The organism is Pseudomonas rosaeacicularis (assembly GCF_057128745.1).
Genome location: NZ_JBSKHT010000018.1, coordinates 91,360 through 105,603, shown reverse-complemented (window position 1 = coordinate 105,603; position 14,244 = coordinate 91,360). Strand labels below are relative to the sequence as shown.

Annotated in this window: 13 protein-coding genes; 7 read left to right on the top strand and 6 right to left on the bottom strand. The window is 59.9% G+C overall.

What is annotated here, in order from left to right; translation table 11 throughout:
* Positions 1-341: 341 nt before the first annotated feature.
* On the top strand, positions 342-875 hold the full coding sequence (locus ACWKWM_RS22760) for a putative ATP-dependent zinc protease (protein WP_483848300.1): 534 nt from the start codon (positions 342-344) through the stop codon (positions 873-875).
* 7 nt (positions 876-882) lie between these two features.
* Here ACWKWM_RS22760 and ACWKWM_RS22755 read toward each other — a convergent pair whose 3' ends face one another.
* The 6 genes from ACWKWM_RS22755 to ACWKWM_RS22730 form a co-directional block, all read right to left on the bottom strand.
* Positions 883-1,848, bottom strand: coding sequence for a hypothetical protein (locus ACWKWM_RS22755; RefSeq protein WP_483848299.1), 966 nt, complete (start codon positions 1,846-1,848; stop codon positions 883-885).
* 14 nt (positions 1,849-1,862) lie between these two features.
* Positions 1,863-2,831 carry a diacylglycerol/lipid kinase family protein gene (locus tag ACWKWM_RS22750; protein ID WP_483848298.1) on the bottom strand — a complete coding sequence of 323 codons (969 nt, stop codon included), beginning with the start codon at positions 2,829-2,831 and terminating at the stop codon, positions 1,863-1,865.
* A 15-nt stretch (positions 2,832-2,846) separates the two neighbouring features.
* Positions 2,847-3,926 carry an LPS export ABC transporter permease LptG gene (lptG, locus tag ACWKWM_RS22745; RefSeq protein ID WP_483848297.1) on the bottom strand — a complete coding sequence of 360 codons (1,080 nt, stop codon included), beginning with the start codon at positions 3,924-3,926 and terminating at the stop codon, positions 2,847-2,849.
* Positions 3,923-4,996, bottom strand: coding sequence for an LPS export ABC transporter permease LptF (lptF, locus tag ACWKWM_RS22740; protein WP_483848296.1), 1,074 nt, complete (start codon positions 4,994-4,996; stop codon positions 3,923-3,925). The genes lptG and lptF overlap by 4 nt, the downstream gene beginning before the upstream one ends.
* A gap of 138 nt (positions 4,997-5,134) precedes the next feature.
* Entirely contained in the window at positions 5,135-5,941 is an 807-nt protein-coding gene (locus ACWKWM_RS22735; RefSeq protein WP_483848295.1) for a nucleotidyltransferase family protein, read from the bottom strand.
* Complete coding sequence (locus ACWKWM_RS22730) at positions 5,925-7,058, bottom strand: N-acetyltransferase (protein WP_483848294.1); 1,134 nt, start codon at positions 7,056-7,058, stop codon at positions 5,925-5,927. Before ACWKWM_RS22730 ends, ACWKWM_RS22735 begins: the two co-directional genes overlap by 17 nt.
* Positions 7,059-7,444: 386 nt before the next feature.
* Between ACWKWM_RS22730 and ACWKWM_RS22725 the strand changes: the two genes are divergently transcribed.
* From ACWKWM_RS22725 to ACWKWM_RS22700, 6 genes are all read left to right on the top strand, one after another.
* On the top strand, positions 7,445-9,196 hold the full coding sequence (locus tag ACWKWM_RS22725; protein ID WP_483848293.1) for a fatty acyl-AMP ligase: 1,752 nt from the start codon (positions 7,445-7,447) through the stop codon (positions 9,194-9,196).
* Positions 9,196-10,107, top strand: coding sequence for an NAD-dependent epimerase/dehydratase family protein (locus ACWKWM_RS22720; RefSeq protein ID WP_483848292.1), 912 nt, complete (start codon positions 9,196-9,198; stop codon positions 10,105-10,107). Before ACWKWM_RS22725 ends, ACWKWM_RS22720 begins: the two co-directional genes overlap by 1 nt.
* Before the next feature lie 34 nt (positions 10,108-10,141).
* Positions 10,142-10,402, top strand: coding sequence for an acyl carrier protein (locus ACWKWM_RS22715; protein WP_483848291.1), 261 nt, complete (start codon positions 10,142-10,144; stop codon positions 10,400-10,402).
* Positions 10,389-11,579, top strand: a complete 1,191-nt coding sequence (gene spt / locus ACWKWM_RS22710) for a serine palmitoyltransferase (protein ID WP_483848290.1) — start codon at positions 10,389-10,391, stop codon at positions 11,577-11,579. Before ACWKWM_RS22715 ends, spt begins: the two co-directional genes overlap by 14 nt.
* Before the next feature lie 107 nt (positions 11,580-11,686).
* Positions 11,687-13,411 carry an ABC transporter ATP-binding protein gene (locus ACWKWM_RS22705; protein ID WP_483848289.1) on the top strand — a complete coding sequence of 575 codons (1,725 nt, stop codon included), beginning with the start codon at positions 11,687-11,689 and terminating at the stop codon, positions 13,409-13,411.
* 30 nt (positions 13,412-13,441) lie between these two features.
* Positions 13,442-14,242 (top strand): nucleoside/nucleotide kinase family protein, encoded by an 801-nt coding sequence (locus tag ACWKWM_RS22700; RefSeq protein WP_483848288.1) that lies wholly within the window; start codon positions 13,442-13,444, stop codon positions 14,240-14,242.
* The last annotated feature ends 2 nt before the right edge of the window (positions 14,243-14,244 follow it).

The window sequence follows — 14,244 nt, the reverse complement described above, 5'->3', positions numbered from 1 at the left end:
GGTTGGACGGGATAGGCAGCATCGATGCCTGCATCTTCGAGAGCCGAGCGAAGGCGCGCGATTTCGGACTCAAGTTCCTCTCGGGTAAGGTGTGTCAGATGCAGCCCCTATCAATATCGGTTTGACGTGACCGGGTTTCACCACCTCGGCTTTGCGCACAATCAAACCAGAAACCGTAGGGCTTTGCACTCAAGAACAGCGTGCCGCGCCAACCGGTTGTTTATTTTGCGAGACTCTTTCTCGCGCTGTGGCTCGCGCATGAATATTCACCGCTGCCAGCTTGCGACCATGGCCTCGTTTCACCACATCAGGCAGAATAAAAAACTTCCTGGAGATCCCCAATGCAGACCCTCAGCAAACTCATCATCGGTACCACTGTTGCGTTGATGTTGCCTCAATGCGTGCTTGCCGCATCGCCCAGTCAGGTCTTCGGCTGGGAAGAGGAGGCGGTGTTGTTGCCAGAGCAAAATACCGTAAAGATTGAGCTCGATACGTCCTCAGAAAACTCTTATCTGGCGGCAGCCGATATCGTGCCCTTCGACAAGGGCAGTGAAAAGTGGGTGCGGTTTTCGGTGCAGGTGCCCAAGGGTTTGACCGGTGCGCTGGTGGACATACCGCTGGAGCGCAAGATAGTGCGCACGGAGAAGGGCAAGGGCCTGATCGGCGGCGGCGGGCATCGCCAGGTGGTGAAGATGGAACTGTGCATCGGAAACCAGACCTATCAGGAAGAACTGGCGCTCAAAAGCCGTGGCAAGAAGGATTACGTGGTGATTCTCGGCCGCAGCACCTTGCAGCATCTGGGCGCGGTGGATGCCTCCCGGACCAATACCGTCAAACCTGCGTGCAGCGCTTCGACTGCCAAGCAAACCACCTGAGCCCGGCTTAGCGCAGGCGGCGGTTTCTCAACAGTCGCCAAAGCAGCGGCCAGCAGAAAATCAACGGGTATCGATGCAGGTGTGGGCTGACTTTCACTGGCTCGCCCAAATGCCGTTCAAGTTTCCAGAGCACGTAATCCACGCCGTCTTCGAAGGTGAAGAGTGATTTGATCAGGCGCAGCACATTCAGCGTGCGGCCCTGAATTCTTCTGACTTTCCAGCGCAGACGGTTGTATTGCTGTTGGGAAGCATCGCTCTGGCGGGTAAAGACATCGGTCTGACGTTCAGACGGGAACAGACCCACAACCGAAGGGGCTCCGTCGCGCGTCACCTGAGTGTAGTAATCAGCGTTGTAGGTGACGATTTCCGTGGGGCGACTGGCCTTTTCCGGGCGCAATTCAGTGCCGTAGGTCAGCCCGAACGCGCGCTCCCAGAAGGCAAAGCTGGAGAAGGTCGGGTCCTGATCTGGCACGGTCTGCGACATCATTCGAATCACCGCATTGGCCAAGGCGACGTGCACACGATCGCGAGCCTCAGCGTCACGGTAATACACCAGGCGCGAAGGCTGGGAAAATCTGCCCCACAGATAGCTTTGAAACCAGTTGCTCGTACCCCGCTCGAAATCCTCCAGTGAGATCAGCGCGCACTTGGCGTGCAGCGTCCGACCATCCGGCGTTTGGGTCTTGAGCAGGAACACCGTGGGTGGCAGCCACTGGTTCGCGAGTCGCGGCAGCAAATGCCGATGAACATTGGCGTAGTCATCCACCAATACGTAAAGGTCAACCAAGCCCTGGGTCGGATCACCGCTGCGCAGGCAGGAGCCGTAAAACAGCAATCCACTCAAGGCCTCACCGAACCGCGAGCGCAGAACCTGTTCCAGCGCCTGCAATTCCTCGGCCACGGGCAACGCGCATTCGCGGGCGATGGTGGCCAGCAGGGCGGGCGTCGGTGCAGTGGATTGGATTGCTGGCATCGTCTGGCCTTTGGTTAAAGCACAATGAAACGTATGGCGGGAGTCGCCGACAGATGAAGCTGGCCGTGGCTTGAAAATATCTCGCCATCGAGCAGGTATTCGCTCAGGCCATCTATAGCGGTGTCATCCAGATTGTGGCTGACGTACGCCTGAGTGCCTTTCATCGTCGCACTGGATTTGCCGCGCAGCAGAAAGAACAGCGAGCGCACCAGACGCGGTGCACGGTGAGCAATGGCGGTGAAGTGCATGGGGGCTTTTTCGCGTCCCCAATAGGGCGTGCTGCCGAGCAGCAAGTTATCCAGGGTCGTCGCCAGAATCAAAAGCCAGGGCGCCTCTATCGGCTGAGGATTGAGGTGCAGCCGCGCCGGAGTGGCTGGCAACGCCGTGTATTCGGCGCCACGAAACAGCGACAACAGCATGCGCACAAATGCCAGTGACGGTCCAAGTGCGCCGCGTATTCCTTTGGGCCGCAGGCTGCTATGAAAATACCTGACACCGTTGATGATCGCGCCCGCACCGAAAAACATGCCGAACCGGGGCGGTGTGTCGCTGGCGTCAGAAACCTGTACCACCGCTCGGGCGCACACGGCGGGCGCGGATGTCTTACCGTTGAGCCAGTTGTCCAGACTTTGCAGCGCGGCGGCGGGGCTGGAGCGTGAGCCCAGATCGGCAGCGCTCATGTTGGTGGTGCCAGCGGGCAGGGCGAGCACGAAAGGGACCTCCAACAGCTCACGCCGCAGCATGGCGGTGAGTACCGCTTGCAAGGTGCCGTCGCCACCGATGACCACCAACAAGTCCGCAGGCCCCAATGCCAGCGTATCGACCGCGTCAGTAAGCTGCCCGTCGGTGCAAGCTTCGATCACGGTTGCGTCGGCAATCTGCGACACCAGCGCGCGCAAGTGTCTGAGGTGGCGTCGCACGTAGCCGCTTTCGGGGTTGAGGACGATGCCGATCCGTTCCGGGCGGGGGGTCAAGTCAGTCATGTTGCGCACAATCCTTCATCGGGCTCGGTCGAACCGGAAGATCAGCGCCAGTGCGATCCCCAGCAGCAAAATCGACGGCGCCAGCGTGGTCAGCATGACGTTGCCGTTCAGCAGCAGGCCGAGGTTGGCGATGATCTGGTTACTCACGTAGATCAGCAGGCCGACGATTGCGCCAATGGCCAACCGTCCGCCCAGCCCCGGCGAGCGTTGTTGCACGAAAGTGAACGGCACTGCGAACAGAATCATCGCCAGCGTCAAAATCGGGCGGCCGAGTTTTTGCCACATCGCCATTTCGTACTCGGCGGTCGGCTGGTCCGAGCCCTCCAGAAACTGAATGTAATGGTGCAGCTGGCGAATGGAGAAGCTGTCGGTGGGTAACGTCAATTCCTTCAAACGGCGGTCGGAGAACACCGAATGCCAGACCATGAAGTCCTGCTGGCGAATGCTTTCATCCTCGCGGCCCCATTCCTTGATCTGCGCGTTCTTGAGCAGCCAAGTGCCGTCAGGGCGGATTTCGGCGCTGTCGGCGAATACATAGGATTTGAGGCGCATCTCGGTCGTGTACTGAAAAATCTCGATGCTGACCGGCGTGTTGTGCCGCGACATGGCGCCGATCCGCGCAACCTCGTCACCCCGTCGCGCCCAGATGCTACCCGTGGCGCTGGCGGCTTCACCGGACACGGCCAACGCTTCGTTGCGTATCTGCACGCCGCGTTGTTGCAGGGGTGAGGCCACCCATTCGTCCATAACGCCGAGCAGCAGCACCAGAATCACGCCTGCCATCACCGTAGTGATCGCAATACGCACAATGGAAATACCCGCGGTGCGCATGGCGGTCAGTTCTTGCGTGATCGCCAACTGGCCCAAACCGGTAATCCCGCCCAGCAGCGCAATGAACGGGCCCAGGTCTACAGCACGACGCGGCAAAGTCATCAGCACCACTTGCAGCGCCTGGGTCCAGCGATAGCCGCCGGAAGTCACATCATCGAGTTCGCTGATCAGGTCGAAGGTAGTGAACAGGGGCAGCAGCAGCGCGGCAGCTGCAACGAACCCGATCAGCACGTTACGAATCAGATAGAGGCTGGTAATTCTCATTTGGAACGCAGTCGCAGAAGGCGCAGGTCGCGGGCGATGAATATCAACACGGCCACCGCCATCAACAGCGGCACCAGCCATACGCCGGGCATCAGCGGCAGGGATGAGTTACCGACCAGAGTCCTGCAGATATTGCCGGCGTAGAAGATCACCGCGAACAGCGTGGCAATCGGCAGCAAGGTCGAGAAGCGGCCCTTGCGCGGGGCAGTGCGACTCAACGGCACGGCCAGCAACGCCAGCAGTATCGCGCTGATGCCGCGGGTGTAGCGCCACTGCAATTCGGCCTGATCCTGTGGCACGGGCGACACGCTGAGCATCGCGGTGGATGTGGATTTACGCTTGTTATCCGGTTCAGGCTCGATGGGCTTGAGGTGCAGCAGCATGTTGGTAAAGATGCTGGTCACGTCTTTGGTGCCCTTGTGTTCCAGGGAATACGAGGTGCCGTGGGTCAATGACACGATGGGGTCATCCGGATTAGGGTCGACGACGCTGGCATGATCGGAGCGGAAAATACGGGATTTGCCTTCGCCAGGGTCGTAAATCAGCGCGTTTTTCAGCGTGCCGGTGGCGTGATCGATGCTCTCGGCGAGGATCATCCGGCCGTTGTCCTGATTGAGGTTGAAGCGCTGTGGCAGCAGGTGGTTGACGTCCAGATCGGTGCGCGATTCCTGCTCGAGCCGATAGGTCTGGGTGTACGCCCAGGGACGGCCATAAACCGACAGCACAGTCACCGCAATGGCGATCGGCAGCGCAATCAGGCCGATGGCGCGATACAGCCGCAGGGGGCTTGCACCCGAGGCCAGGATCGCCGTGACTTCAGAGTCGTGATAAAGCCTGCCCAGGGCAATCGCCACCGAGGCGTACAACGCGACCGGCACCAGCATCTCCAGAGCAATGATCACCTTGTAGATGACCATGTCCAGCACTGCCTGCAATGCCAGGGTGCCATTGGCGGCCTGGGTCAGGTAACGCTCTGCCGAATAACTGGCGAACACGAAGGTCAGGATGCCGACCATTACCGATACGGGGCGCCGGATTTCGGCAATGATGTAGCGCTCGATCAGGAGCATTGTGCAGACCTTGTCGTCAGGCTGTGCCGCAAAAAAAATACCGCAACGTGCTAATCCGACGCAGGCGCTGATGTTCCGCGCTTGAGCGTTTGGGTGTCTGAATTGAGCAGGTGCAGGCAACCGCATTCGTATTTCAGGTCAGGCTCTCTGTAGCAGGGTCTGTTCGACGAGCCGATGATCGCTCACCGAATCGATATCGACCGCAGCTTCTGCATAGGGCATGACCACTGCGCCAATGCGCAAACCCACGGTCCTGGAGATGCGCTGCATCGCCTGGTCCAGGGACAACGTGCCCAGCAGATATCGCAACGTGGCGGTGAAGCCCAGGGCGCTGGCGATGACCTTCCTTGGATTCTTGCGCTGCTGTTCCACGTTTCGCCAAAAGGCGGCGAGTTTCTCACTTTCCGGGGTCATGAACGCAAACATATTACTTCCGCAATACGGGCCGCCTTGCAGCTTGATGGCGGTGCGTCGGTTGTCCGGGAACATCGCCATCACCGTCGCCAGTGGCGTCACCGCCACGGTCACATCGCAGCCGCTTGCAAGGGAGTGCTCAAGGAAGTAATCGACAATCTCCCGGCGCAGCAGCGCGTGGTCGGCAGTGGTGACGAAGACAGGGCGCGTCGGGATATGTTCCAGCCCCATCAGCGCGCTGGCGCTTGGCGACACGGCCGGTTCCAGCGCAGTGATCGCATCGGCGCTGAGCAGTGCCTGCATGAAAGGATCACGGTCAAGTAACGACCGGCTTGGTCCTACCAGCGTGATGTCCTTGATCAGATCGCTGCTCTGCAGTGTGGACACAACCCGATGCAGCATCGGAACGCCGTTGACCGGGGTCAACGCTTTGCAACCGCCATTGCCGAGGGCCGCGACAGGGTCGTTGGCGTTACGATCGCCCGCCAGAACCAGCGCTGAAAAGCGCCCCGGGTCAGATGCTCTTTTCATAAAGACGATAGCGTTTGTAAGCGACGGCGCCGATGCGCTCCAGAATAGTGCGCATGCCGGTATTGGTTTCCAAAATCCAGGACATTTCCAGTGCGTGAATCTTGCGCCGGACAAAAGGCTGCTTCAGCGCTTCGATCAGCAACAGCGCGAGCACGGGCCCTTGTCGGCTGAATTGATACTCCTGGCGTACGCCCATCAGCGGAACCCGCGCGGTACGTGTCCCTGTCACTTTCAATTTCCACAACAGTTTCAGCCAGCCAAACGGCAGCAAGCGACCTTTCACGGGGCCGAAGGCCTCCTGCAGGTTTGGCATCGCGACGATGAACGCACACGCCTTGTTGTCGATTTCGGCGATGTAGATCAGGTCCTCGGGGACCAGCAATTTCAGCTGCGCGCCCATTTCACTGAATTCTTTTTCGGTGAACGGCACAAAACCCCAGTTCTTGGCCCACGCGTCGTTGAAGATCTCTCGTAGCGTCTGCATCTCGGCTTCAAACTTGCTTCTGTCGAGCGTGCGTATCCGGATGCGTCCGCGTTCGCGGTCCATCATCCGTTGCAGCGGGGCAGGGAAGTTCAACTCATCGGTCCGCATCCAGTAAGCGAGCAAGTCCATGGCTGGCGCGTACTGCTGGGCCGTCAGATGTTTCTCGTAATAAGGATGGTTATGGTTCATGAACACCGACGGCGGGGTATCGAAACCTTCCACCAGCAATCCGCTTTCCTGATTGATGTTCAAGGTAAAGGGGCCGGTGATCTTGTGTGCGCCTTGTTCTCGCAGCCATGCCTGGGCGGTGTTGATCAGGCTGCTGAAGACATCAGGATCGTCAATTGCATCGAGCATGCCGAAATGCCCGGTGTCCGGACCATGAAGTTCGCGGTGCAAGGTGTCGATCTGGGCCATGATGCGGCCAACCGGCACGTTGTCGCGCTTGGCAATCCAGGCCTGCCAGGTGACGTGCTCGGAGGTTGGGTTTTTGCTTGAAAGGTGCTCGCGACGTTCCATGTGCAGCGGCTCGACCCAGCAGGGATCGTCTTTGTAGAGCGTTCCCGGCAGCGAAATGAAGGTGTTCAAGTCCTGACGAGTCTTCACCACTTCCGTGACGACTGGGGAAGTCATTGTATTCATGTAATAGCGTGTCTTCTTCAATCGGCGGGTCGGAGTGGGGCGAGCGGGGCAGCTGTTTCAATCAGCTCGTGTTGCGGGCAATAATAACCGACAATGGACGAAATACTTTGTTACGTCTATATGTCATGATCAATGTACAGTATCGATGGATTCGATGCTTGTCCCGGGATATTCACGGGTTAAATTACCGGCGCCTTGTGGTTGATAGGCTGCAACACTTTACTCAATGATTTTCGTTGTCCTTACCACGCAAGCAGGCATTGGTTTTTTAGATTGATCACCCTTTGCCTGGCGTTGAGGATTTTATGCTCCGCTGCTCAAGACAATACGTTCAGCGCGGGGTTTTCCGCCGCAGTACCTGAAAGAGCTCAAAATCAATGGCTGTTCTTTATTTGTCGGAGACAAGCTCTGGGCATTCACTTGCACAGCGCCTTGCAGACTTTTCCTCTCTGGCTGATGCATTGGATTACGCTGCACTCGGGCAAACAGGCATGAATTTCTATGATCGGCGCTGTCACCTGACAGCGGTCATGGAATATCGCCTTCTCAAAAGACGCGCTGTCGCAGCCGCCAAACGGCTGCTGAGCCTTGGCCTGGTAAAAGGCGATCGCGTCGCGCTGATCGCTGACACCACGCCGGGTTTCGTTGAAATCTTTTTCGCGTGTCAGTACGCAGGCCTGGTGCCGGTTCCGTTGCCGATCCCTATGGGCGTCGGGCATCACCAGTCCTACGTCGAAAAGCTACGTGGACTACTTGCCAGCTGTTCACCGTCTGCCGTAATCGGAGGGGAAGAATGGCTGTCGTTCGTCAACGAAGCCATCGACGCCACTACCCAGAAATTCGTGGGCACTGCCGAGCAGCTTGAAGTCCTGCCGTTGGTGGAAGTCGAACTCGCACCGCCTCAGCCCGATGACATTGCCTATCTGCAATACACCTCCGGGAGCACGCGGTTTCCCCGCGGTGTCGTGGTGACGCAACGCTCGGTGATGGCCAACCTGCGCGGCATCAGCCTGGACGGCATCCGTCTGCGGCCAAAAGATCGCTGCATTTCCTGGCTGCCGTACTACCACGACATGGGCCTGGTCGGCTTTGTGCTGACGCCGGTGGCGACGCAGTTGTCGGTGGATTATCTGCAGACACAGGATTTCGCCATGCGCCCCAAGCAGTGGCTGAACCTGATGAGTCGCAACCGCGGTACCGTTTCCGTGGCGCCGCCGTTTGGCTATGACCTGTGCGTGCGTCGTTGCAGCCCGACCGAAGTCGAAAGCCTGGACCTGTCGCGCTGGCGCGTAGCCGGGGTCGGTGCCGAGCCGATTGCCATGGCGACCCTGAACCGTTTCGCCGAGCATTTCGCGCCCGCCGGTTTCAAGGCCAGTGCTTTCATGCCGTGCTATGGCCTGGCTGAAAACACCTTGGCCGTGAGCTTCGCAGCGCCTGATTCGGGTGGCCAGACTGACCGTGTCGATCGCGACATCCTTGAGCTTGAAGGCAAAGCAGTCACCGCCACCGAGCACTCGACCGCTATCAGCAATTTCGTTAACTGCGGCGCGCCGTTGCCAGGTCATGAGCTTCATATCCTCGACGAAGCCGGCCACTCGCTGCCAGAGCGCAGCGTCGGACGTATCGTGATTTCCGGACCGAGCCTGATGAAGGGCTATTTCCAGGACGTCGAATCCACTCGCCAGCTTGCCGAAACTCAACAGTTGGACACTGGCGATCTGGGCTACCTGTTCGACGGCAACCTGTACGTCACCGGCCGCAAGAAAGACCTGATCATCATTCGGGGTCGCAACATCTGGCCCCAGGACATCGAATTGGTTGCCGAGACCGAGGCTGACGTGCGCCCAGGCGATGCGATCGTGTTCATCGTGCAGAAAGACGGCGAGCCTGCCGTGGTGATGCAGGTTCAGTGCCGCCTTCACGACGAAGAAAAGCGCGAGCGCCTGCTCCATACCCTGTTCGCCAAGATTCACAGCGAATTCGGTCTGTCGCCGACGATCGATCTGGTGCCGCCCCACAGCATCCCCCGCACCTCGTCAGGTAAACCGGCCAGAGCCGAGGCGCGCAAGCGCTTCCTGAGTCAGATTTCCGCGCGTCCTGAAATGCTGGCGGCTGTAGGCTCCGCGTGATGCCTCCCAGTGTGGCGTTGACGGGAGGTAGCGGTTTCATCGGCGGCCAGATCGCCCGGATGCTGGTTGCCCAAGGCATCAGCGTTCGTGCCTTGAGCCGGACTCAGTCCGGCCTCAAGAATGGCGTTTTCTGGGTCCGTGGCTCGCTCGAAGATACCCAGTCGCTTGCCGAGCTGGTTTCGGGAGCCCAGGCGGTGATCCATTGCGCCGGTGCTGTTCGCGGGCGCGACGCAGGCAGTTTTCGCGCCGTCAACGTAGATGGCAGCCGCCGAGTCATGGAAGCTGCGCGCCAATCCGGCACCTGCGAGCGCTTCCTGCACATGTCTTCGCTGGCTGCGCGCTACCCTGAGCTGTCCTGGTATTCCCAGTCCAAATTTGATGCAGAACAGCAAGTGCTGAGCGCTGCGGGTCCGATCAGCGTCGGCATCTTTCGGCCAACGGCGGTTTATGGCCCCGGTGATCGTGAGTTGCAGCCGCTGTTTTCCTGGCTGCTGCGCGGCTTGCTGGTGCGGCTGGGGGCAGGGGAAGCGCACCTGAGTTTCGTCCATGTGTTCGACCTGACCGCCGCCGTCACGCAGTGGATCACCTCGCCGGTGGCCCGGCCTGCGACCTATGAAATCAGCGACGGCACGCTGGGCGGCTACAGCTGGAAAGGTCTGGCCAGCATTGGTGCAGACATCCGCAAGGCCCGCGTGCGGCAGATTCCGGTGTCGGTCACGCTGTTGAAGGTCATCGCCAAAGTCAATCTGGCGCTTTCTTACCTGCTGCCTCGTGCACCGATGCTCACCACCAGCAAGGTCAACGAGTTGATCCATCACGACTGGACATGCAGCAACACAGAAATCACTGCCGCCATTGGCTGGGTGCCCCAGATCAAATTACGCCGCGCCCTGCAGGATGGTCTGTTCTGAGCGCGCACCCATTCGGAAGTTGAAGAGGTCAACCATGTTTACGCAAGACACCATTTTAGAAAACGTCCTGATCTGTCTTCGGGACATGGTTCCGGTTTCGGAACACGTTGGACCGGACAGCGACATGGTCAACGACCTGGGGCTGGAGTCCGTCAAGATGATGGACTTGTTGATGAAGCTGGAAGATGAATACGATCTGTCGATTCCGATCAATATTTTGATGGACGTCAGAACCCCTCGGCAGCTGGCAAGCTCCCTGGTGGCCTACGTGGAGAAAAGTCATGGGGTTGTATGACAAATTCAGCAGGCTGGCTGCTGAACGCACACATTTTCAGGATTCTGGCCCGAGCCCGTTCGGCACCAGCATCGACGCCGTCTACTCGCCTACCGAAGGGCGCATCGGCGACAAAGACGTCATCCTGGCGGGCACCAACAACTATTTGGGCCTGACGTTCGACGCCCAGGCCATCGAAGCGGCGCAACGGGCGTTGGCGGTCGAAGGCACCGGCACCACCGGTTCGCGCATGGCCAACGGCAGCTACGGCGGCCACACCGCGCTGGAAGCTGAACTCAGCGAGTTTCTGGACCGTCCTTCGGTCATGGTGTTTTCCACCGGTTATGTGGCAAACCTGGGCATCATCGGCGCCCTGGCCGGTCCCCGTGAAGTGGTCCTGCTCGATGCCGACTGTCACGCCAGCATCTACGATGCATGCCAATTGGGTGGCGCAGAAATCATCCGTTTCCACCACAACGACGCCAAGGATCTTGAGCGGCGCATGGTCCGTCTGGGCGAGCGCGCCAAAGATGCGCTGATCATCGTCGAAGGCATCTACAGCATGCTGGGCGATACCGCCCCGCTCAAAGAGATCGTTGAAATCAAACGCCGCCTGGGCGGTTACCTGCTGGTCGACGAAGCGCATTCGTTCGGCGTTATGGGCCCGAACGGGCGCGGTTTGGCGGATGAGCTGGGCGTTGAAGCCGATGTCGATATCATCCTCGGCACGTTCAGCAAGAGCCTGGCCGCCATCGGTGGTTTCGCCGCCGGCAGCAGCAGCATGGAAGTGTTGCGCTACGCCAGCCGCCCGTACATTTTCACCGCCTCGCCGTCGCCCTCGGTGATTGCGTCGGTGCGTTCGGCGTTGCAGTCCATCGCTACGCGTCCGGAGTTGCGTGAACGCCTGTGGAGCAATGCCAACCGCTTGTACGACGGACTGGCAAACCTCGGTTATTCACTGGGGCCTCACGTCAGCCCGGTGGTGCCGGTGATGGTCGGCACCAAGGAGCAAGGCCTGCAGTTCTGGCGCGCGCTCATCGATCAGGGCGTCTACGTCAATCTGGTATTGCCGCCAGCCACCCCGGCCGGCGTTACACTGGTGCGCTGCAGCGTCAGCGCTGCTCATACACCCGAGCAGATCGACCAAATCATTCAGGCGTTTTCGGTGTTGCGTCCCTTGGCCGATCTGGCGGCTTGATCGCCGCTTGTGGGACAGCGCGCCTGGTCTGACGGCCAGGCGCGCGCACTGCATCATCCGCCGCGGGGCTCCCAGCGGCGCAGAACCTGATTTTGAATGTGAGTGTTATGCGAATTATCTTTGCTTTTGGCCGATCCTACCCGCTGCGTACGGCGTTGATGCTGCTGAGCCTGGTGGTGGCGGGGCTGGTCGAGAGCGTCAGTTTGACCACGATGTTGCCGCTGATGTCGGTGATGCTGGGTGACAACGCTCATTCGGCTTTCGGCGAGCGCATCATCAGCACCATGGCCTGGTTCGGTATGGAACCGACGATTGTCGTGCTGCTGACCATCATCGTGGTGGGCATGGCGTTGAGCAGCCTTCTGATCCTGATCGCCAACCGGCAGGTGGGCTATACCGTGGCGCACGTGGCCACCGATTTGCGCGTCGATCTGATCAACGCCACCCTCGGCAGTCGCTGGGAATATTACCTGCGCCAACCGGGCGGCGCCTTGGCCAATGCCGTCGCCACCGAGGCCTATCGCGCCTCAACCGCCTACGAACACGCGGCCAACATGGTTGCACTGTCAATTCAGGCCGTGGCCTATGGGGTGATCGCGCTGATCGTGTCCTGGCAGGCCGCCGTCGTTTGTCTACTGGTGGGGCTGGGCATTCTGCTGGCTTTGCGCGGGCTGGTGAAGACGTCGCGCAAGGCCGGCAGAAGCCAGACCAGCCTGATGCGCGATTTGCTGGTCAGCCTGAGCGACACTCTCGGCTCGGTCAAACCGCTCAAAGCGATGGCCCGCGAAGACATCGCCGATTCCCTGTTGCGCCATCAAGCCACCGAACTCAACGCGGCGATGGAAAAGGAAGTGACCAGCCGCGAAACGCTGCGTGCGCTTCAGGAACCCTTGCTGGCGATCCTTGCCGCTGCCGGTCTGTACGCAGGGTTGGTGATCTGGAATCTGCCGTTGTCTTCGGTGATGGTGCTGATTTTCATGGTGGTGCGGGTGCTGGGCCTGATGCACAAGGCGCAGCAGCGTTATCATCGCATGGCCGCTCAGGAAAGTGCGTTCTGGGCCCTGCGCGAGGCGGTCGACAAGGCCACGGCCGAAGCCGAGCCCAAGGGCGGAAACGTTCAGCCGACCCTGAACCAGAGCATCGAATTTGAAAACGTGTCGTTCAAGTACGACGGCCGTACGGTGCTTGACGAAGCCACGTTTGGCTTCAAGGTCGGGACCATGACCACACTGGTCGGGCCGTCCGGTGCGGGCAAAACCACGATCCTCGATCTGTTGTGCGCGTTGCTCAGTCCGCAAACCGGGCACATTCGCGTGGACGGCGTTTCGCTGGTGGACATCGACCGGCGCAAATGGCGGCGGATGATCGGCTACGTCACCCAGGAAACCCTGCTCCTGCACGACAGCATTCTGGCCAACGTGACCTTGGGCGAGCCGGCGTTGACGGCGGCGGATGCCGAACGTGCCTTGCGCCAGGCCGGTGCCTGGGAGTTCGTCGAGAGGCTGCCCGAAGGCATGAACTCGGTGGTTGGCGAACGTGGCGGCAAGCTTTCGGGCGGCCAGCGTCAACGCATCGTCATCGCGCGGGCTTTGGCTCACCATCCGAGACTGCTGATTCTCGACGAAGCCACCAGCGCCCTCGACCCGCAAGCCGAACGCGAGATTTGTGATTCCCTGAAAGCCCTGACGCCGGAGATCACCATCATTGCCGTGTCTCACCGACCTCGGCTGATCGAGATCGCCGACGAGGTGGTGCAGGTCAAGGACGGCGTGATCACGCGGCTGACCCATCCTGACCGTTTGGCTGACCAGACTTTCATTGCCAGCGTTTAACTCTGTGTCACGACTGGCTGAGACCGATCAATGAAGTGTGCGACGCACAACAACCAGCAACTGCCCGCGCAGGAACTCGACCCGGCGCCACCTGTTGAATCTTTCGAGCGCTCGAACTCAGGTGATCGAGCGGTGCGTCTGGCGCCGCTGATTGCCATCGTCGGTTGCGACGGGGCGGGCAAGTCCACGGTGTCCGAGGCGATTCTGGTCTGGATGCAGGAATCGCGCAGCGCGCAAAGTTGCCACTTGGGCATTCAGTCCAAGGCGCTGGGCGAGGCGATGATGCAGTGGCCGCTGGTGGGCAAACTCATCGCTCGCCTGATCGCCAAAAATGCCCCGCGTGACAATCCAACGGTCAAGCAGAATGCCGAGGGGCCGAGTACGCTTGCGGCGTTCGCGACGTTCCTGTTGTCCATCCGGCGCTGGCGGCGTTACCAGAAAATGATGGCGCTGCGGCGCAACGGTATTGCAGTCATCGCCGACCGCTTTCCGCAGATCGCCGTGGCCAATCTGAAGGTCGACGGTCCGGGGCTGGTAAGCGTCAAGCACCGCAACGCCTTCGTGGGGTTTCTCGCCCGGCGGGAAAAAGCGCTGTACGCGTACATGATCAGCCATCGCCCTGATCTGGTGATCCGCCTGAACATCGATCTGGAAACAGCCTTTGCGCGCAAGCCCGATCACCGCTACGAATCCCTGGCCGCGAAAATTGCCAATGTGCCGAAGCTGGAATACCAGGGCGCGCCGATTCTGGACCTGGACAGCCGTTTGCCATTGGCCGAGGTGATCGCCCAGGCCAAGGCGGCGGTATCGCGCAGCTTGCTGACCCGTTGATG